15 protein-coding genes are annotated in these 21,048 nt (G+C 57.5%); 7 read left to right on the forward strand and 8 right to left on the reverse strand.

All coding sequences use genetic code 11. The features are described from left to right. The first annotated feature begins 24 nt into the window (after positions 1-24). Positions 25-993: a DUF481 domain-containing protein gene (locus HG264_RS18095; RefSeq protein ID WP_169408905.1), complete on the forward strand. Its 969-nt coding sequence runs from the start codon at positions 25-27 to the stop codon at positions 991-993. Between the two features lie 84 nt (positions 994-1,077). Here HG264_RS18095 and HG264_RS18100 read toward each other — a convergent pair whose 3' ends face one another. Further along, positions 1,078-1,836 carry an SDR family oxidoreductase gene (locus HG264_RS18100; protein ID WP_169408906.1) on the reverse strand — a complete coding sequence of 253 codons (759 nt, stop codon included), beginning with the start codon at positions 1,834-1,836 and terminating at the stop codon, positions 1,078-1,080. 470 nt (positions 1,837-2,306) lie between these two features. Between HG264_RS18100 and HG264_RS18105 the strand changes: the two genes are divergently transcribed. Beyond that, positions 2,307-3,722: a DcaP family trimeric outer membrane transporter gene (locus tag HG264_RS18105; protein ID WP_218573019.1), complete on the forward strand. Its 1,416-nt coding sequence runs from the start codon at positions 2,307-2,309 to the stop codon at positions 3,720-3,722. Between the two features lie 960 nt (positions 3,723-4,682). On the opposite strand, the gene HG264_RS18110 is transcribed toward HG264_RS18105, so the two are convergent. The 3 genes from HG264_RS18110 to dctP form a co-directional block, all read right to left on the reverse strand. After that, positions 4,683-5,993, reverse strand: coding sequence for a TRAP transporter large permease subunit (locus HG264_RS18110; protein ID WP_169408907.1), 1,311 nt, complete (start codon positions 5,991-5,993; stop codon positions 4,683-4,685). Beyond that, positions 5,990-6,532 carry a TRAP transporter small permease subunit gene (locus HG264_RS18115; protein ID WP_169408908.1) on the reverse strand — a complete coding sequence of 181 codons (543 nt, stop codon included), beginning with the start codon at positions 6,530-6,532 and terminating at the stop codon, positions 5,990-5,992. The genes HG264_RS18110 and HG264_RS18115 overlap by 4 nt, the downstream gene beginning before the upstream one ends. Positions 6,533-6,610: 78 nt before the next feature. Next, entirely contained in the window at positions 6,611-7,651 is a 1,041-nt protein-coding gene (gene dctP / locus HG264_RS18120; protein ID WP_169408909.1) for a TRAP transporter substrate-binding protein DctP, read from the reverse strand. Between the two features lie 533 nt (positions 7,652-8,184). Here dctP and HG264_RS18125 point away from each other — a divergent pair. Beyond that, positions 8,185-9,849: a long-chain fatty acid--CoA ligase gene (locus HG264_RS18125; protein ID WP_169409206.1), complete on the forward strand. Its 1,665-nt coding sequence runs from the start codon at positions 8,185-8,187 to the stop codon at positions 9,847-9,849. Between the two features lie 57 nt (positions 9,850-9,906). Here the strand turns inward: HG264_RS18125 and HG264_RS18130 are convergent, their stop codons facing one another. Both HG264_RS18130 and HG264_RS18135 read right to left on the reverse strand, forming a co-directional pair. Then, positions 9,907-10,695: an IclR family transcriptional regulator gene (locus tag HG264_RS18130; protein WP_169408910.1), complete on the reverse strand. Its 789-nt coding sequence runs from the start codon at positions 10,693-10,695 to the stop codon at positions 9,907-9,909. Between the two features lie 249 nt (positions 10,696-10,944). Continuing rightward, positions 10,945-12,633, reverse strand: coding sequence for a methyl-accepting chemotaxis protein (locus tag HG264_RS18135; RefSeq protein WP_169408911.1), 1,689 nt, complete (start codon positions 12,631-12,633; stop codon positions 10,945-10,947). A 233-nt stretch (positions 12,634-12,866) separates the two neighbouring features. Here HG264_RS18135 and HG264_RS18140 point away from each other — a divergent pair, with 233 nt between their 5' ends. From HG264_RS18140 to groL, 3 genes are all read left to right on the forward strand, one after another. Beyond that, the gene (locus HG264_RS18140) at positions 12,867-13,316 is read left to right on the forward strand and encodes an FxsA family protein (protein WP_169408912.1); all 450 of its coding nucleotides are present in this window, start codon (positions 12,867-12,869) and stop codon (positions 13,314-13,316) included. 202 nt (positions 13,317-13,518) lie between these two features. Continuing rightward, positions 13,519-13,809, forward strand: a complete 291-nt coding sequence (locus tag HG264_RS18145) for a co-chaperone GroES (protein WP_150300813.1) — start codon at positions 13,519-13,521, stop codon at positions 13,807-13,809. 56 nt (positions 13,810-13,865) lie between these two features. Then, positions 13,866-15,512, forward strand: coding sequence for a chaperonin GroEL (gene groL / locus HG264_RS18150; RefSeq protein WP_169408913.1), 1,647 nt, complete (start codon positions 13,866-13,868; stop codon positions 15,510-15,512). Positions 15,513-16,017: 505 nt separating this feature from the next. On the opposite strand, the gene fdxA is transcribed toward groL, so the two are convergent. Then, positions 16,018-16,341 (reverse strand): ferredoxin FdxA, encoded by a 324-nt coding sequence (gene fdxA, locus HG264_RS18155; protein ID WP_169408914.1) that lies wholly within the window; start codon positions 16,339-16,341, stop codon positions 16,018-16,020. Between the two features lie 146 nt (positions 16,342-16,487). Further along, positions 16,488-19,061 (reverse strand): DNA mismatch repair protein MutS, encoded by a 2,574-nt coding sequence (gene mutS / locus HG264_RS18160; RefSeq protein WP_256663722.1) that lies wholly within the window; start codon positions 19,059-19,061, stop codon positions 16,488-16,490. 422 nt (positions 19,062-19,483) lie between these two features. On the opposite strand from mutS, the gene HG264_RS18165 reads away from it, so the two are divergent. After that, positions 19,484-21,040 carry a class I adenylate-forming enzyme family protein gene (locus HG264_RS18165; protein ID WP_169408915.1) on the forward strand — a complete coding sequence of 519 codons (1,557 nt, stop codon included), beginning with the start codon at positions 19,484-19,486 and terminating at the stop codon, positions 21,038-21,040. Positions 21,041-21,048: the final 8 nt, after the last annotated feature.

A 21,048-nucleotide genomic window follows, 5' to 3' on the forward strand; every position in this document is an offset into this window, starting at 1 on the left:
GCTGCTTTTCTGTTGTGTTTCCCCATGGTTTCAATCGCTGACACTGTCTGGCTGGATAACGGTGATCGTTTGACCGGAAAGATCGAGCTGCTGGACCGTGGGCGTCTCGTTATTAGAACCGAATTTGCAGGTGAGGTAACCGTCAAGGTCGGTCGCATTCGCACGATGGAAACCACAACGCCAATGCTGGTCAAGACCGAGGATCACGCCGAGCAGGCGCTGGCGATCAAAAGCTCCGATACTGAAGGAAACGTGTTGGTCTTCAACGGTCTGCCGGAACCGGTCGACATGCCATTGGCTGATATCAGCCAACTCATGGAGCCGCAGCCGTTCATTCAGGACTGGCTGCTTGAGGGCAACGCGGATCTTTCCTTCGATATGAAAGATGCCTCGCAGGAAGAGGAAGACCTGGCGCTGCGCTTCAATACCCGGGCGCGACATGGCGACTGGCGTCACGATCTAGCCGCTAACTTCGAGCGTGACTATCGGGATGATATCCGGAGTCGTCACCTGCTGCAGACCGAATATGATCTGAGCTGGTTCTTCGGCGAACAATGGTTCTGGCAGACCAGTCTCGATTACGAGCGCGACCATATCGGAGATATTGCCCGGCGGATACAGATTGGTGCCGGTCCCGGTTATGAGTGGTGGAATACGTCGCTTTCACGCTTCGAAACCTCGGCTCGCCTTGACCATCTGCGCCTGAAGGAGCGCAGCGGGGAGGAGAATGAGTTTCAGGCACTGGGCCTTGAATACGATTTCCGCAAATTCATGTTCGGCAAGCGGGTGGAGCTATTCCACAATACCGAAACCCAAATCCCGGACGATAGAGACGTTAAATACATTGTCGATACCGAGCTGGGCATCCGTTACATGGTGAACAGCTGGGCCTCGCTGAGCTTACTCACTGAATGGGATTACATCGAGAGTGATAACGTCGAGCAGGCATTGAACGAAAAGCGCTACAGGGTGGGATTTGGCGTTAGCTGGTAGGCTCGGAGTTTAGGTGTCACTTCATCGCGAACCGCGATGAAGTGACACCAAGCCCCCGGTGCAGGCCTGAGGGTCGGAAGACGTTTAGAGACGCAGTCCGCCGTCCAGCTCAAGAATGCGACCGGTGAAGTAATCATTCTCGAACAGATAGGCCGCGGAGTGGGCGATTTCCTGGGGCTGACCCATGCGCTTGAGTGGGATGCCTGCGGTCATCTTTTCCAGGGCTTCCGGCTTCATGCTGCCGGTCATCTCGGTTTCGATGAATCCGGGAGCAATGCCTGCTACGCGGATGCCATACCGGGCCAGTTCCTTCGCCCAGCCGACGGTCATGGCAGCCACGCCAGCCTTGGCGGCGGAGTAGTTGGTCTGGCCGACATTGCCCGCCCGTGAGATGGACGAGATATTGATAATCAGACCCTTGCTGCCAAGTTCGATCATCTTGGCCGCGACCTCGCGAGTGCTCAGGAATACGCCGGTCAGGTTGACATCGATAACCGACTGCCACTGAGTCAGGCTCATCTTCTGAATTTCGCCGTCTTTCTGCTTGAGCAGGAGACCGTCACGCAGAATGCCCGCGTTGTTAATCAAGCCATTGATGGTGCCAAAGTCGGTTGCGACCTGATTCACCATGTCACTGACCTGGTCTTCGTTGGCGACATTGCAGACATATCCGCGGGCGTCCCCGCCTGCGGTTTTACAAGCAGCGACTGCTTCGTCCAAGCGCTCCTGACCGAGATCGACCAGAGCCAGCCGTGCGCCCTGTGATGCCAGGTATTCGGCCATTGCGCGACCAAGACCCTGACCGCCACCGGTGACGATAATAACGCTGTCTTTCAATTGCATTGCGGGTATTCCCCTATCGATGTTTTACCAAGCGAGCGGTTTTGAATCGTGGCCGCTCACCCTCAAGCGCTGAGCACGCAACCGGCATGATATGTCGGCTGATCGGGCATTCCCGCTTGCCTCTTTCACGCACGTGTTCGGCTGGCCATCCTGTTTAGCCCGCGAAGGATGCATTATTTTCCGCAGCGAGTGAACGCCAAATATCATCTTTGACTTATGTCTATCTGGATGACCCGGAGACTGACTCTATGATGTCACGCGTGGCAAACCAGCTACATTGTATGTGGAGCAATGAAATTGCATCTCCGAATCCCGTTTTAATACTTGTTGATTAGTGTCTCATTTACTATATTAAATGCGGAAACATGTACTGCCTGATGGAACAATTTTGACGAGTAGTTCCGCACTGCGAAATGCTCCGCCCAGTTTTGGCGGCAGGTTTCGCGATTAATAATTACAACGAGGTTGCGATGAAAACAACAAAGGCGCTGTTCGCCACGAACCCATTGGCAAAAGCTATTGCCTGCTTGAGTGTTCCGGTCATGCTGCTGGGCGCTGCCCCGGCAATGGCACAGAATTCAGAAATCGAGGAACTACGTCGTCAGCTCAAGGCACTGGAAGCGCGCATTGAGCAAAGCACCGCACGTGCCGAAGCTGACGCTGCTCAGGCGCGGGAAGAGGCCGCTCAGGCACGTGCCGAAGCGCGCGAGGCCCGTGAGCAGCTGGCAGGCAGCCGTGCTGCGCCACGCAGCGAGCCGGTCAAGGCAGACTCTGACTACATCGTGCGCGATGGCAAAGGCATCAAGATCGGCAACACGACAGTGACAGTTAGCGGCTTCATCAAGGCCGACGCAGTGGTCGGCTCCGGTGGTGACGGCAGTGCCAACAACCGTACGCTGGGCCAGGCTGCCAATTTCGCGACCTTCGCAGCCTCGGATAATGCAGATGAATGGCGGTTTGGCTCCAGTATCCGTGAGAGCCGTATTGCTCTGGGCACGCGCACTGCGGACGTCAATGGTCATGACCTGATTACCCACCTCGAAATGGACTTCCATGGGTCCGAAGACGGCGCCAACGAGTTCGTTTCCAATAGCTATAACCCGCGTATCCGTCTGGCTTATGCACAATGGGCAGACTGGACTGTGGGCCAGGACGTGACCACCTTCACTGAGTTGGCCGCGCTGCCCGAGATTCTTAACCAGGGCAAGATGGCTGCCTTTATTTATACTCGTCAACCGCTGCTGCGCTATGGCATGGATATCCCCGGCGGTCGTCTGTCCGCTGCCATCGAAAACCCCGAGGACGGTGGCAACGACCAGGCTTATCCGGACGTAGTGCTTCGCTATCAGCACAAGAACGATTACGGCGTGTTCTCCCTCTCAGGTATGGCGCGTACTCTGGAGAAAGACTCCGTTGATGACCGTTCTCTGCAAGGGGCTGTATCGCTCGCAGCGCGTATACCGACCGTCGGCAAGGACAATCTGCGTCTGCAGTACAGCTATGGTGCCCTTGGTCGCTACGCTGGGCTGAGAACCTTTGCTGATGTGTTAAATACCGACACCACCGTAGGTGGCGTCATTACAGAAGACGGCGAACTGACTACTGCTGTTTCCTACGGAGCAACGGTTGCTTATCAAAGACACTGGACACCCAAGTGGCGTTCGAACCTGAGTCTATCGCAGTTGGAAATGGTAACTGACACAGATGCGGCAGAATTGGGTCGTTATTTTGACCGTTCCACCTCAGCTCATCTAAACCTGCTTTATCAAGCCACTAACAACATTACCCTTGGTCTGGAATACGCCTATTGGGACTTTGGCATAATCAGTGATTCTGGCTCCAACCAATATGAGCAGCTCATGGCATCGGCTAAGTTCAATTACTGATAGTTCGAACTTAGTAGTCTAGCTACGGCAAGGTATTACTTGCTCTTCAGCTCGCGATGAGTTGGGAGAGCAAGCCAAGGCCTGAGCCCGGATATATTCCGGGCTCAGGTTTTTTTTGGCCTCCCGGGTAGGGCTGTCCTGGGTTGCCGCCCGCCGGCTGTCAGGATTACGCAAGACGCCGTGAACCCATCGCTGGGGGCTTGACGAAAACATCCCTGTTTTCAACACTTGCTCCATCCTGACAGCCGGCAGGCTAAATGAGCATCGGCGTGAGGCTGAGATCAGAACCGCTTTCGATTTTCCTCTCAGGCAGCTCCAATGTTTATGCGAAGCGAGGCGACAGGGCTGAGCCGACCGTGCGATGACAGGGATGTCATCGACGAGCTTACAGGGACGTACTTGCAGCGTGTCGGCGCAGCCCTGTCGCCTCGCGATAGCTGACTCTGCGATACAGGCCCCGCGAGTGGTTGGTTGTCATGCGATTTCTGAGATCGCGTGAAAGTTTCTGTCGAGGGCAAGGCTGGTCGCCCATCAGCTGTCAGGATTGCGCAAGACGCCGTGAACCCGTCCCTGGGGGCTTGGCGAAAACATCCCTGTTTTCAACACTTGCTCCACCCTGACAGCCGGCGGACTTGAATGAGCATTGGCGTGAGGTGGGGATTTAGAACCGCTTTTTGCTCTCGGTCTTCCTATCAGGCACCTCCAATGTTCAGGCGAAGCGAGGCGACAGGGCTGGGCCGACCGTGCGATGACAGGGATGTCATCGAGCTTACAGGGACGTACTTGCAGCGTGTCGGCGCAGCCCTGTTGCCTCGCGGCAGCTGGCACTGGACTAGACAGACATACGTGCTGATACGGATAACAGGAGCTATTGAGAGGGAGCGTTAGGCGGGCAGGAGAGAGCGGCGTATAAAGCAAACCGCCCGCGGCCCGATACCGGGCGCAGGCGGCTATACCGCGTTAGAACCAGAGATTCGGCAGGAAGGTCACGATGTCAGGGAAGATCATCAGGATGATCAGGCCCACGATCTGCACCAGCACGAATGGAATAACCGAGCTATAGATGTCCTTCATGGTAATGCCCGGCGGTACGATGCCCTTGAGATAGAACAGGTTGAAGCCGAAGGGTGGCGTCATGTACCCGATTTCCATGTTGATCACGAACAGGATACCGAACCAGATCGGATCGAAACCCAGTGAGTCCACAATCGGCAGGAACACCGGCAGAGTGATCAGCATGATGCCTACGGGATCAAGCACCATCCCCAGCAGGAACACGATCACCATCATGGCAATGATGATGCCCCAGGGGCCGCCTGGAATCATGTGCATGAAGGTTTCGATCAGCTGGTGCGCGCCCATGCTCTGATAAGCCGAGCTGAAGGCATGCGCCGCAAACAGAATCCAGACGATCATGCCGGTCAGTTTGAAGGTGCGGATCGAGGCTTCACGGATCAGGTTGAAGTTCAGCTGGCGATAGACTGCCGCTGAAATCAGCGCACCCAACACACCCATGGCGGCCGCTTCGGTCGGCGTGGTCAGGCCGCCGATGATGGAACCCATCACCATCACGACAACCATGACCGGCAGCAATACCGAGCGCACCGCCCTGAACTTTTCAGGCCAGCTGCCGCGTTCCGAGGCTGGCAGTGCCGGTGCCAGGTGCGGCTGGAGATAGCAGCGGATCAGAACGTAGAGCACCGTGACGGTAATCAGTACCAGTCCGGGCAATATCCCTGCCGCGAACATCTTGCCTACCGACACACCGGAGATCAGCGCGTAAAGGATCATCATGATGCTGGGCGGGATCAATACGCCCCAGCCGCCACCGGTGTTGATCACACCGAGCACCATGCGCTTGTCGTAGCCACGCTCCAGCATCGAGGGCAGGGCGATGGTGCCCATGGCCACCACCGCGGCACCACTGATACCCACCATGGCGGCGAACACCGCACAGATCCCAAGCGTACCGACGGCCAGTCCGCCTCGCATACCGCCGCACCACAGGTGCATCATGCGGTAGAGGTCACGGGCTACGCCGGTTCGTTCGAGAATCATGGCCATGAAGACAAACAAGGGAATCGCAACCAGCGTGAAGCTGCCCATGGTGCCGTAGATCTGCGACGCCACCATGTAAAAGGAATCGATGCCCCAGGTGAAATACAGAAAGATAACGGAGACGCCGCCAAGTACGAATACCAGCGGGATGCCCATGAAAATACCCAGCAGCAACGCACCGAAGAACAATAGAGTCAGGGCTTCAATACTCACAACTCATCTCCTGTTTCGCCTTCCTCAGGCTTGTAATAATCCAGGTTCAGTGCGATAGCGATGTCCTGCAACAGCTTGACGATGCCTTGTAGCAACAGCAGCGTGGCTCCGACCGGAATGGCTACCTTGATCGGCCAGATAGGCGGGTTCCAGGCGGAATAGGATGTTTCCCAGCTGCTGACGGATTCGTGCGCCATTTCGTAGCCGAAATACAGTAGCGCCAGAATGAAGATGAAAAAGATGATTGAGCCGAGAATGTCTACAACGGCCCGTGCTCGGGGCTTGAGCTGTGAATGAAACAGATCGACATTCACGTGGCCGCGGTGTGCCAGGAGATAGCCGCCAGACAGCACGGCGTAGGCGCCGAACAGCATCTGCGTCAGTTCATTGGTCCACACGGTGGGCGAATTGAACATGTAGCGCAAAAAAACTTCGAGAATCAGAAACGCAAAGATCGGCACCACCAGATAGGCAACCATTCGGCCGATTACATCATTCAGTTTGGTAACGCCATTCATGAATGCAGTGATTGCACGCATCACACCCTCCGGGCATACCGCTATGGCTCAATTTGAAAACCCGAAGCCAGGACGGCTCCGGGTGGTGTCGCTGGAGATTTACAGGTAGCCGAGTTCGCCGAGGAATTCCTTGAGCATGCTCAGGGCCTTCTTGGTGTTCTCGCTACGCGCACCTTCCTTGTCCCATTGCTTCATGGCGGCCTGGGTCAGGTGGTTCTGAACGTCCTCCGGCAGGGTGTTGACCTGCACGCCCTTGTTAGCGACGGCGTTGGCCAGGGTCACCTGCTCCTGGTACTGATACTCATTGGTGCGGAACCAGAACTGCTCTTCCAGCGCCTGCTTGACGATCTGTTGCAGATCTTCGGGCAGCTTGTCCAGGGACCGTTGGCTCACGATGAATACGTCGGTACCGGCGATATTCAGGGCAGGTTTGACGTGGTGCTTGGCGACTTCATAGAGGGCCATGCTGTCGGCACCCTGTGAAGCACCCCAGTGCGCGCCGTCGACGATGCCGGCGTCCAGTGCGGAGTAAAGCTCACTACCGGGGATATAAGATGCAGTCGCGCCAGCGTCCGTGAGGAAGGTTTGCAGCGAGCCGGAGGAACGGATTTTCAGGCCCTTCAGATCTTCCATGCTGTTGACTGGACGCTTGATCACCATCTCGGTGGGATAGACCTTGTCGGTCGCCCAGTAGACGTTGTGCTCTGCTGCTTCGGCGCGCAGCATGTCTTCAAAACCCAGTACTTGATGGAAGTAGGCCGCTTCCCATACGTTGCGGAAGGCAAAAGGCAGACCCGAGGCAATACCCGCCAGGCTGACCTTGTTCTGTGCGTAGGACGGGGAGATAGTGCCCATGTCGACAATGCCGCGGCTGACCGCGTTGAAGGTTTCCTGCGCGCTGAACAGTGCGCCAGCTTCGAACAGCTGCAGCTTCAGTCTGCCATCGGAGCGTTCTTCCAGTACGTCTTTCAGACGCACCAGGCTGTCTGTGTATGACGTGCTCGCGCCAGGCCAGTGGGATTGAACACGCCAGGTAGTGGTTTCTGCCGCAGAGGCGACGGAGGGAGTTAGAGTGGCTGAGGTGGCCAGGGCGACGGCTGCCGCAATGGTGCCCAGTTTCTTGCGTAGGTTCGTTAACATCTCGTGCCTCATTGTTGTTTTGTTATGTATTTCACTGTGCAGAACTGTCGTCTGCACAATGAGTCAGGTTTTTAAATTTAACACACGAAAGGGTGATTGCAATACTCATTGCTCACCGGATCGAGACTGCTTGTTTTAAGGTCTCTGGAAGGGGCATAAATCAGTATAGATCATTCTGTATCGGCTGCTGACACGGCGCTGGCTCGGCATCTATGGCGTGGCGAGTCGGAACTGAGTCACTCCAGATGCGTGGGACGATGCGCCGGACAGGATGAAAAACGGCTTTTACATCATGAAATGAAAATGATGCAGTTGTTTTAGTGTGCGGTACTGACTTTCGTAGCGTTGACTTCGAAAGTGATCAGTTGTCCAATTGGACCCCCGGCGCTTGGTGCTGGTTCTCGGGGCGCAACGCTCGAGTTCAGGCCTCGCTGGTATGGTGCCTCCGCAATATGCTGGAAGCTCTGCATTGTGATCAATCGCTGGGCAGCCCCGGGCTGTTCGGTTTTACCGTTTATCAGGACGACAATAATATGTTTACGAGACACTATGGCGTTTGGCCGAAAAGCTTGTCCAAAACCATGACGCTGCCCCAGACCAGCCTTTTTACCAACCTCGAAATTTCCGTCCAACGGTATCCAGACCATCCTGCGATTATCTTTTACGACACATCTATTACCTATGCCGAGCTGCACCGTGATGTCGAAGCCCTGGCCGGTTGGTTGCAGGCGCAGGGCGTAAAGAAGGGCGATCGGGTACTGCTTTATATGCAGAACTCGCCGCAGTATGTCATGGGTTATTACGCCATTCTGCGTGCCGATGCGGTGGTGATTCCGGTCAATCCGATGAATCGCCACGCCGAACTCGAGCATTATATTGCCGACACCGGCGCTCAGATCTGTCTGGCGGGCCAGGAATTGGCCGAACATATACTGCCTCTGGTCGAGCATACCGACCTTCGGCAGGTTCTGGTTTCCGCCTATGGCAGCTTCCTCAAACAGCCCACTGACCTTGAACTGCCAGCCGAAGTGACTCTGGCCGAAACCCCGCTGCCCGAAGGCGGAACCCGCTGGGAAGCAGCGATCGCTGCCGGGCACAAGCCGGGTCCGCATACTGCCGGACCGGACGACCTCGCGTTGATCCCCTACAGCTCAGGTACCACGGGTGCGCCGAAGGGGTGTATGCACGTGCACCGTGCGGTCATGGCCACAGCCGTCCACCGCTCGTTCTGGAATCTGGCTACGGCTGACAGCGTGCAGCTCTCTACCTTGCCGTTCTTTCATGTGACCGGCATGCAGGCGTCCATGAACAGCCCCATCTATACCGGTTCCACCTCTGTGATCATGACCCGCTGGAATCGAACGGTGGCGGCCAAACTGATTGAGCGTTACCGGGTTACGGGATGGGCCAATATCGTCACCATGGCGGTGGACTTCCTTTCCAACCCTGACCTCGACCAATACGATATCTCCAGCCTGCAGAATATCGGTGGCGGTGGGGCAGCCATGCCGGAAGCCATTGCGCAGAAGCTGCACCGGCTGACGGGTCTGTCCTATATAGAAGGTTACGGTCTGTCCGAGACCATGGCCGCTACGCATATCAACCCGCCGGATCGTCCAAAGGCCCAGTGTCTCGGGATTCCGGTGTTCGATGTCGATTCGCGGATCATCGATCCGGACACGCTCGAAGAGATGGGCCCGGGCGAAACCGGTGAAATTGTCAGCCATGGCCCGCAGATCACCGTTGGCTACTGGAACCGCCCGGAGGAGACCGCTGCGGCCTTCATCGAGCTGGATGGCAAGCGCTTCTTCCGCACTGGCGACCTGGCGCGTTACGACGAAGAGGGCTACTTCTTCATGGTCGACCGAATCAAGCGAATGATCAACGCTTCCGGGTTCAAGGTGTGGCCGAGCGAAGTCGAAAGCATGATGTATCAGAACCCGCTGGTGCGTGAGGTATGTATCATTTCCTCGCCGCATCCCAAGCGTGGCGAAACGGTCAAGGCCTGTATCGTACTGAGCCCTGAAGCCAACCCGGCTACAGCGGAACAGGAAATCCTCGACTGGTGTAAGGCAGAGATGGCGACTTATAAGGTCCCGGAAATCGTTGAGTTCATGACGGAGCTGCCGAAATCACCGTCAGGAAAGCTGATGTGGCGTGAACTGCAGGAACAGGAGTGGCGTAAGCAGGCCTCCTGATGCTGCCGGAGCCGGCCGTCCCGGGCAGGCTTCGACATCAACTTCAATCAGCGAGTCTCAACTGGCCAGCGACTGAATATCGCTGGCCAGTATTACCAACTGGTGGGCGATTGAGTCACGGATTTTTTCCAGTGGCACGAGGTAAGAGGGCGCTGCGCACGTAAGTGCCATGGTGCTTCCGTCGGCGAGGGTGATAGGCACCCCGGCGGTATTGACGTTGCGATCCCAGTCACCCAGCGACAGGCAGAACCCGAACTGCCGATACTCCTCAACGGCACGCTCCAGTCCTGCACGTTTCTCGGGCCATTGCGCTTCGCCGTAGCGTTCGGCCAATGCATCCAGCAGCTCCTTGCGCGGATCCTCCTGCAATGACGCGTAATAGGCGCGCCCGGCCGCTGTCGTGGCCATTGGCAGTTTCAAACCGATCTCCATGCGTAACAGGGACTGCTCCGGTGGCAGCCGGTTCTCCACGTAGATCATATGGAAGCGATCACGGCAGGTAAGCCCTACGGAGGTGTTGTTCAGTCGGGCAAATTCGTCCATGTACGGTTGAGCCAGTTGGCGTACCCGCAGGTTGGACACGTACGCATGACCAAGCGCCAGAACCCCGGAGCTGAGCTGATACTTTTCCAGGCGAGCGTTATAGCTGAGATAGCCGAGGCTGGTCAGCGTGAACGTCATGCGCGATACCGTCGCCTTGGGCAGTCCGGTTATGCGTGCGATCTCCTGGTTACCGAGCGTAACCGACCCTTCATTGAACGCCCGCAGCACGTTCAGGCCGCGAGAAAGCGATTCTACGAAGCGACGATCCTTGGTGGCGTCGCTGGGGAATATCTGTTTGGACACGTCCTTATCTCCGTCGTGATCTGGTCGGCCATCAATGGCCAAGAGCCTACCCGAGAGCTTCACGACCTACGCCGCATTAGTCAATCAAAGGAGACTTGCGTCACATTTTTCGGTGACTGGTTTGAACAGCGAGGGCACGCCGCCTGTGCTTTTGCTCCATGAGATAGCGGCGGAGTGCTTGAAGTACAGCCTGATGACGCAGCTCAGGGTCGGGCGTGCCCCAACCCTGAGCTGGGAGGGGAGGGAGGCTCAGTGCACCCTGAACTGGGATACCAACTGCCTGAGATTTTCGCCCAGCCGTGCGAGCTCGTTGCTGGCGTCGGAGGTCTGGCTGACTCCCGTTGAGCTTTGTGCCGCCGCGTTGACGATGCTGACGACGTTGCGATTGATGTCTTCGGCGACATGGCTCTGTTGTTCGGATGCAGCGGCCACCTGAATTATCTGGCCGCGGATCATACCGACCGACTCTTCGATGGTCTGCAGCGATCCTGCTGCCTCGTTGATCGCGCTGACCGTGTGTTGCGATTGCGCCTGAGCACCTTTCATGTGATCAGCGGCTTTCTTTGATTCATCGACGTAGCTCTCGATCATGGCGCGGATCTGCGTAGCCGATTCACCGCTACGGCTGGCGAGCTGTCTGACTTCGTCTGCTACTACAGCAAAACCGCGTCCCATCTCGCCAGCGCGCGCCGCCTCGATTGCTGCGTTAAGCGCCAGCAGGTTGGTCTGTTCAGTGACTTCACGGATCACGTCCACCACCGACTGAATCTCATCGCTCTTGGCTGCCAGCGCCTCGATCATCCGTGCACTTTCCTGCAAGGTAGTAAACAGGTGCCGGACCGATTCCTGGGATGACAGAACGGTGCCGCGGCCCAGTCGCGATTGCTCGTCTGCTACCGACGCAGCGCTTTCGACTTCGGTGGCATTTCCGGCGATCTGGAGCACGGTTGCGGCCATCTCGTTGATTGCCGAGGCAATCTGATCGGTCTCGCTTCCCTGCAGTTCGACGGAGGCCTGCGTCTCTGAGGCGATATGACTCAGCTCCTCCGCAGCGGACGCAAGCTGATCGGTGGTCTCGCCTACCTGTGCAATGGCCTGTTGGATCTTCGAGACAAAGGCGTTGAATTGACGGCCCAGCTCGCTCAGCTCGTCGGTGCCCTGTGCGGGCAAACGCTGCGTCAGGTCGCCGTCGCCCTCGGCGATTTCCTGCATCATGCGGGTAGCGCTATTGAGCGGGCGGGTGACGGTGCGGCCGATGAAGATCCCAAGCAGGATCGCGACGCCGACGATAAATAGCGTGATCCACAGTATGCGGCTGAGCGCAGCCGCGGTGTTCGCTTCGATCTCCTGCTGTGCTGCGCTCACCGCTCTATCGACATCGGTGACGTAAATGCCCGCTCCGATAACCCATTGCCATTCAGGCAGATCGATCGAATAGGATATCTTCGGCTCCGGCTGGCCTGTTGCCGGATTCGTCCAGATATAGTCGTGGAACCCCTGGCCGCTTCGCCCGCTCGAGATCAGATTGCGCAACAACTCTCTGCGCGCCGGCGTCGAATCCACTGATGGCCCTTCGGCGCTGGGCTTGGGCCGAAAGGCCAGATTGTAGGAGTCGTATGTCCATGCATAGATATAGTTGTTATCGCCGAAACCCATCGAGCGAATAATGTCCCGCGCCGCCGTCTGGGCCGTGCTCTTGTCCATATAGGGGTCGGTATAGACCTCCTCGATAGCCGTGCGCGCCGCGTCCACTACCTGCTTGAGTCCGGTCTTGTGGGCTTCGATAAGTTGAGTGCGCAGTCGCTCCACCTCAGCAGCTCCCTGCACCTGAATCTGATTGAAGGTTAGCCAGGCAGTGACTCCTGCGGTCAACAAGACGGGAAGCAGAATCCCGATTAGCAGGCGGGACCGTATGCTGAGGCTTGAAACAAGATTCATGACGTTTCCTTACTGGGCTCCGGGCGGAACAATGATCTGAATGGTTACGTGCAAGGTATCGGCAGGCGACGCGGGTTCTGAAGTGTCTATCTCGGGCTTTTTGATGTTTTTTCTCCTCAGACGCCGTCGGTCTGCCGAGGCCGGCGGATGAGAGGTAGCCGGTTGATGTCGAAGGTTGAAGTCTTTGCCAGTGAACCCCATATAGCTTGTTTGCCATCTCATGAGAGGCTGCCATGCCCCTGATTCGAATTTTGCTGTTGCTGATCCCGCTGATCGAACTGGCGGGCCTGATATTGCTGGGCCAGGCGATCGGAGTCGGGTTCACCCTGCTCTGGGTGTTGGTAAGCGGGTTGCTTGGCGTAGCAGTCATACAACGACAGGGCTGGGGAATGCTCCAGCGTCTGCAGATGCAAATGGCTGAGAACCGCGCGCCTTTCTCCATTCTAAAGTCGGGAATGTGGGGCGTGCTGGCCGGTGTGCTGTTACTGATCCCGGGTGTCGTGACTGATGTTCTGGCAGTCCCTGCCTTGATACTCGCGCTGCGTAATCGCAACCGACCCGGTCCGGGCGAACCAGGCGGGCCGACAGTCTGGAAGCGCGGCGAGCACCACGTCATCGAAGGCGAGTGGGAGGCTGGTCGCAAGGAGTCGTCCGACTCGGATCAGCGCATCAATCGCGACTGAACCAGGCAGAAAAATTTTGCGGCAGGGGGCTTGAAAAGCTTTTACAGGGCCCCATTAAGGATTCACCAGTTTTGGCAGGCTCCCTCATCGGGTGCATGCCCTGAACAAAAGCATGCTCAGGCATGTTTGTCAGGCTGAAAAGCCTGTTTTTCTTGGGACGCCGGCACGCCGGCTTTTAGAAGCTAATTGGAGACTAAACACGATGAAAATTCGTCCGTTACACGATCGCGTCGTCGTTCGTCGCAGCGAAGAAGAAACTAAAACCGCTGGCGGTATCGTTCTGCCTGGCTCAGCCGCAGAAAAGCCAAATACCGGCGTGGTAGTAGCTGTAGGTACCGGGCGTCTGCTGGACAACGGTGAAGTGCGCGCACTGGCCGTCAAGGAAGGTGACAAGGTTGTCTTTGGTCCCTATTCCGGCAGCAGCACCATCAAGATCGACGGCGAAGACCTGCTGATCATGAGCGAATCCGAAATTTATGGTGTGCTGGACTGATCCGCGAACTGCTGACGTCCTGCATTTCTCCAACGAATATATGAAGGAAAGCGAAAATGGCTGCTAAAGAAGTTAAGTTCGGAATTTCCGGCCGCAACAAGATGCTGGCTGGTGTGAATACTCTGGCTGACGCCGTAAAGGCTACTCTGGGACCGAAGGGTCGCAACGTGTTGATCGAGCGCAGCTTCGGCGCGCCGATGATCACCAAGGACGGCGTTTCCGTTGCCAAGGAAATCGAGCTGAAAGACAAGTTCGAGAACATGGGTGCCCAGCTGGTCAAGGACGTAGCGTCCCGCGCCAACGACGACGCCGGTGACGGTACTACCACCGCGACCGTTCTGGCTCAGGCTATCGTTACCGAAGGTCTGAAGTCTGTTGCTGCCGGCATGAACCCCATGGACCTCAAGCGCGGCATCGACAAGGCGACTACCGCTATCGTTGCCGAGCTGAAGAACCTGGCCAAGCCCTGCGCTGATTCCCGCGCCATCGCTCAGGTCGGCACCATCTCGGCCAACTCCGATGAGTCCATCGGCAAGATCATCGCTGACGCGATGGAAAAAGTCGGCAAGGAAGGCGTTATCACTGTTGAGGAAGGCTCCGGCCTGGACAACGAGCTGTCTGTCGTAGAAGGCATGCAGTTCGATCGCGGCTACCTGTCTCCTTACTTCGTCAACAAGCCAGAAACCATGGCTGCCGAGCTGGACAACCCGTACATCCTGCTGGTTGACAAGAAGATCTCCAACATCCGCGAAATGCTGCCGATTCTGGAAGCTGTTGCCAAGGCTGGCCGTCCGCTGATGATCGTTGCTGAAGACGTTGAAGGCGAAGCGCTGGCGACTCTGGTTGTCAACAACATGCGTGGCATCGTCAAGGTTGCAGCCGTCAAGGCGCCTGGCTTCGGTGATCGTCGCAAGGCAATGCTGCAGGATATCGCTATCCTGACCGGCGGTACCGTGATCAGCGAAGAAGTTGGGCTGAACCTTGAGAACACGTCTCTTGAGCACCTTGGCCAGGCCAAGCGCGTTCAGATCAACAAGGACAACTCCACTGTTATCGACGGTGCGGGCACCCAGATCGACATCGAAGCGCGTGTATCGCAGATCCGTAAGCAGATCGACGACACTACCTCCGATTACGACCGTGAGAAGCTGCAAGAGCGTCTGGCCAAGCTGGCCGGCGGTGTTGCCGTCATCAAGGTTGGCGCAGCGACTGAAGTCGAGATGAAAGAGAAGAAGCACCGCGTTGAAGACGCTCTGCACGCAACCCGTGCGGCCGTTGAAGAAGGCGTGGTACCTGGCGGTGGGGTAGCGCTGGTTCGCGCGCTGCAGGCAATCGAAGGCATGACTGGTGCTAACGATGACCAGACTGTCGGCGTCAATCTGCTGCGTCGCGCTGTCGAAGCACCTTTCCGTCAGATCGTGACCAACGCCGGTGACGAAGCTTCTGTCGTGCTGGACAAGGTCAAGGCCGGCTCCGGTAACTATGGTTACAACGCTGCCACCGGTGAGTACGGCGACATGATCGAAATGGGTATCCTCGATCCGGCCAAGGTCACTCGCGCTGCGCTGCAGGCTGCTGCCTCCGTGGCCAGCCTGATGATCACGACCGAAGCCATGATTGCTGAGTTGCCGGACGACGACAAGCCAGCAATGCCTGACATGGGCGGCATGGGTGGTATGGGCGGCATGGGCGGCATGATGTAACGCTGCTTTCCCGCTCCGAAAACCCGGTCTGTAAAGACCGGGTTTTTTTTGTGCCTGGAGCATTGATTAGAAGATCATGTGTAAGCGATTACCTACACGAGATGTAAGCCATGACTGCCAAATGCTGTCAGCATGACAGTTGATTGGCTGTGTGATAATGGCTAAGCTATTGAATATAAAGAACATTATTTTATAGAAGGACAGGCGAGACCCTGTAGCAGCGCCTTGATTCCCTATGGATTGGACGTATTATGTATCCATGTGTGACGGATCACGCACCCCGACAGGAAGTTGGGGAAGGGATTTCCAGGAAGGTAAAGTCAGGATGACTTGGACACGGATTGCACAAATGGAATGAAGAGCGGGCGGGTTAATCCCCGCCCCTTTTTTTGCCTGCGATTTATGGCCTGACGTAGAACCTGCCGCTCGGTGTCAATACCTTCTCACTCTTTGAGCGGCCACAAAAAAAGCCGGCGCGAGGCCGGCATTTTCAATCCGTGCGCCTTTAGCGCTCCAGATACTGCAACTTGTCAGGCACACCGTCCCATTCTTCTGCATCGGGCAAACTGTCTTTTTTCTCGGTGATGTTTGGCCAGACTTCCGCCAGCTCTGCGTTCAGTTCGGTGTATTCCTGCTGATCGGCGGGCACTTCGTCCTCGGAGAAGATAGCGTTGGCCGGGCACTCAGGCTCGCACAGAGCGCAGTCGATACACTCGTCAGGATGAATGACCAGAAAATTCGGGCCTTCGTAAAAACAATCGACAGGGCAGACCTCAACGCAATCTGTGTATTTGCATTTGATGCAGTTGTCGGTAACAACGAAAGTCATTGTGGGTCTCCATCAAGATCGGCGAGTACGAAAGTGGCGCGTAGTTTAGCAGTTTTTTTCTGTGGGTACAGGGAGTTAGCCGATCCGTACCCATTATGCGCCGTTCTCCACACGTTTAATGAAAATCACTCTCATTTAGCGGCTGATCAATGCAGCTGCTCCTTCCACCGGTATAGCAGTTCCAGCGCCTGGCGCGGGGTCAGGTCGTCCGGTTTCACGCTTTGCATCTGTTCAATCAGCGGGTGCGGCGCACTGGCGAAAAGATCGCTTTGCAACGGCTGGTTACCGGCATTCAAGGTGCTGGCCTGCTGGTTCAGACTCTGGCGCTCGAGGTGCGCCAGATGTTGTTTGGCACGCTCCACTACTTCCCGGGGCACGCCCGCCAACTGCGCTACTTGCAAACCGTAGCTCTGGCTTGCGGGGCCCTCCAGCACGGTGTGCAGGAACACGATTCGCTCGTTGTGCTCGGTGGCATTGAGATGCACATTGGCTACGCCCGGGTCGGTATCGGCCAGACCGGTGAGCTCGAAATAATGCGTGGCGAACAGCGTAAAGGCGCGGATCTTTGCCAGGTACTCAGCCGCTGACCAGGCCAGAGACAGGCCGTCAAAAGTGCTGGTTCCCCGGCCTACTTCGTCCATCAGCACCAGGCTGGCCGCGGTCGCGTTGTGCAGGATGTTGGCGGTTTCGCTCATTTCCACCATGAAGGTGGAGCGGCCTCCTGCCAGATCATCACTGGAGCCGATACGCGTGAAGATCCGGTCAACGCAGGACAGCTCAACCTGGGCGGCCGGTACGTAGCTACCGATATGGGCAAGCAGTACGATCAGCGCGGTTTGCCGCATATAGGTTGATTTACCGCCCATGTTGGGGCCGGTAATCACGAGCATCCGGATGTCGTCGTTCAGGCATAGCCCGTTGGCCACAAAGGGCGTATCCAGTACCTGCTCGACCACCGGGTGACGGCCTTGCCTGATAATCAGCTGACTTTGCTCGACAAAGCGGGGCTGGCAAAAGTCCAGCGTGCCGGCGCGCTCGGCGAGATTCGCCAGGACATCAAGTTCTGCGAGGCTGGCTGCACTGTCCTGCAATGCCGCCAGGTCTTCGTTCAGGCGATCGAGCAGTTCGTCGTAAAGCTGTTTTTCTCTGGCCAGCGCACGGCTGCGGGCTGATAACGCCTTGTCTTCAAAGGTTTTCAGCTCAGGGGTGATGAAGCGCTCCGCACCTTTTAGCGTCTGGCGGCGGATGTAATCGACCGGCGCCTTATCCGATTGCCCGCGGGACAACTCGATGAAATAACCATGCACGCGGTTGTAGCCGACCTTCAGGCTGGACAGGCCGGTGCGCTCGCGTTCGCGGGTCTCCAGATCCAGCAGGAATTGACCGGCGTTTTCGCTGATGTTTTGCAAGTCGTCAAGCTCGGCATCGAAGCCTGCTTTGATCACGCCTCCGTCCCGTACCACTGCCGGAGGATTATCGATAATGGCGCGTTCAAGCAGGTCTGCCAGGGCAGGGTAGGTACGTACCTGTTCGGCCAGATGACGTACATGCGGGGTTTCGGTGGACGCGAGGGCTTCCTGCAACTCTGGCAGTACCGCCAGGGCATCGCGCAAACGCGCCAGGTCGCGGGGCCGGGCTGAGCGCAGGGCGACTCGTGCGAGGATGCGCTCGATGTCGCCGATGCCCTTGAGTATCGGCCGGATGTCTTCGTGGAAATGCTGGTCAAGGAAGGTCGCGATACTGCTTTGCCGGGCTTCCAGGACAGCCATGTCGCGCAGGGGGCGATTCAGCCAGCGTGCAAGAAGTCTGCTCCCCATCGTGGTTGCGGTCTGGTCGAGCACATCAAGCAGGGTGTTGTCACGCCCACCGGACAGGTTGCTGTCGATCTCCAGATTGCGCCGGCTGGCACTATCGATGATGACGCTGTCTTCGAATCGCTCGCGCAGAATGCCGCGGATGTGGGGCAGGGCGGTGCGCTGGGTTTCCTTGGCGTAGCACATCAACGCGCCGGCCGCACCGAGCCCGAGTGTCAGTCCACGACAGCCGAAGCCGGCGAGATCTTTGGTGCCGAATTGCTGTGTCAGCGACTTGAATGCGCTGTCCTGATCAAAGTCCCATGGAGCGCGCCGGCGCACCGCACGGCGTCGCTCGATGGGTGTATTGCTTTCCCAGTCATCGGGGATCAGCAACTCGGCTGGCGCCAGGCGCTCCAGTTCGCCGAGCAGCGTTTCCCAGCCGCGCAGCTCCATGGTGGTAAAGCGGCCGCTGTTGATGTCCAGCGTGGCCAGCCCGAAGCCACGTTCGCTCCCGACCAGTGCCGCGAGCAGGTTGTCCCGGCGCTCATCCAGCAAGGCTTCGTCGCTCACTGTGCCAGGTGTGAGAATACGCACGACCTGGCGCTCAACCGGACCTTTGGACGTGGCCGGGTCGCCGATCTGCTCGCAGATCACTACGGATTCACCCAGCTTGACCAGCTTGGCCAGATAACCTTCAGCCGCGTGAAAGGGGATACCCGCCATGGGAATCGGTTGCCCGCCCGACTGGCCGCGCGCGGTCAGCGTGATATCCAGCAGCCGCGCGGCTTTTTTTGCGTCGTCGTAGAAGAGTTCGTAGAAATCACCCATGCGATAGAACAGCAACTGATCTGGATGGTGCTGCTTGATGCCGAAATACTGCGTCATCATGGGGGTGTGGCTGGCTGATTTTTCGGCGCGACTCATGCAGATCCCTGGGGTCGGTGACGTTAGGAGGGTAGGTTGGCCGGGCATAGTCTACGCAAAGCGCTCTCGGCTTTTAAGCGCAAAGTGAAGTGCTCATTCAGTTTCAGGGAGCCGGCCTGCCAGCCCCGTCCGGTAACAGCCCCCGGAACCTTGTGCGCGCTTTTACAGTAGGCGAGTCTTTCGGTCGGCTACTATGAAGTTCCGTTATTCGTTTCGTGAATCATCCGATTTCAATGCTTCGATATGGTCGGTCAGCTCGCTTGACAGGGGTCTGGCCTCGGTCGTAGCTTGATTGCTGACAGTTGTCAGGGAGCGACGAAGCGTTTTCCTACAGGCCGTGCTTACAATAATTTCAGGAAGCTGCACGTGAACAATAATAAAGCGCCGACAATGCTCGGCTGCCTGAGCTACGGGGTATCGCCATGATTCTGACCGAGTTGCCAGACCATAACCTTGAACGCTTCGGTGAATATCCCTTTCTGTATTTCAATGATCGGCCGCTGAGCAATCGCCAGCTTCTGGAGATGACCAGCCGCCTTGCGGCAGGACTTCAGGCACAAGGCATCAAGCCAGGCGACCGCGTCATGGTGTGTATGGCGAACGCCCCGGAGGTATTTGTCGCCTACCAGGCGATCATGCGCGCCGGCGCAATTGTGCTCCCGGTAATGCATGTACTTCATCCCAGGGAGATTGGGTTCATCGCGGAAGTATCCGAGGCAAGCGCGATCATCACGCAACACTCGATTCTTCCCAATGTGCAGCAGGCCGTGGCCGGCATGACGGAGCCGCCATTGCTACTGGTGTCGGGGCTGGGCGAGCCGGCCAACGGCACTGCACCGCGCATGCTGGATCTGCATACGTTACTCCAGACTGCTTCGGGCGCGCTTGAGCATCCGCAGCTGCAGCCGGACGATACCGCCGTCATCCTGTTTACCTCCGGTACGACGGGACAGCCCAAGGGCGTCATGCTCACCCACCGTAACCTGTACAGCAATGCGGCGGCTGCGGCTGCCCTCGCTGATGTGGAGGACGAGCCCGCTGGCGTGACCCTGGGTGTTCTGCCCCTTGCTCATATCTACGGATTTACCACTGCCAACACCTTGTTCCTGCGAGGCGGTGCGATGGTGATCCTGCCGAAGTTTGGTGTTGCGGAGGTCTGCCAGGCTATTCAGGAGCACAAGGTCCGCCGTTTCAGTGCGGTGCCTGCGATGATCCATGCCCTGGTAGCGGATCCGGTCACGGCTCAGTACGACCTGTCCAGCCTGGAAATCGTGGGGTCGGGTTCGGCACCCTTGCCGGTCTCGCTGATTTCCGCATTCAAGGCGCGCTTCGGTGCAGATATATATGAGGGGTACGGCCTGTCCGAGGCCGCGCCTACAGTTTCTGCGCACCGGGTCGGTGAAACGCTCAAGCCTGGCTCGGTGGGCCGGGCGTTTCCAGGCGTTGAGCTGCGTATTGTTGACGAGGCGGGCCAACCGCTGCCGACGGGTGAGATTGGTGAGCTGTTGGTGCGGGGCGAGAACATCACACCGGGCTATTACCGCAACGAGGCAGCGACCAACGCGGCTATCCGGGATGGCTGGCTGCATACAGGCGATGTCGCGCGACTGGATGAGGGTGGCTACCTGTACATCGTGGATCGTCAAAAAGACCTGATCCTGCGCGGCGGTTTCAATATCTACCCGCGAGACCTGGAAGAGCTTATCTCTACGCATCCGACCGTTGCCGAAGTGGCGGTGGTGGGTGTGCCGTCGGAGCGCATGGGCGAAGAGGTGATCGCCGTGGTGGTGCCCGCCCGCAATGCCGTCGCGAGTGAGTCCGAACTCCTGGCTTTTTGCCAGGAGCATCTGGCGAAGTACAAAACGCCGCGCGCCGTCATCTTCGTCGACGCCCTGCCGCGCAACGGCGTCGGCAAGGTGCTCAAGAAAACCCTGCGCGAGCAAGTCGCAGAGTGGGTGCCTGACCAGGCGCTGGCCTGAGCCAGACT

This window comes from Pseudomonas sp. gcc21 (genome assembly GCF_012844345.1).
Classification (GTDB): domain Bacteria; phylum Pseudomonadota; class Gammaproteobacteria; order Pseudomonadales; family Pseudomonadaceae; genus Halopseudomonas.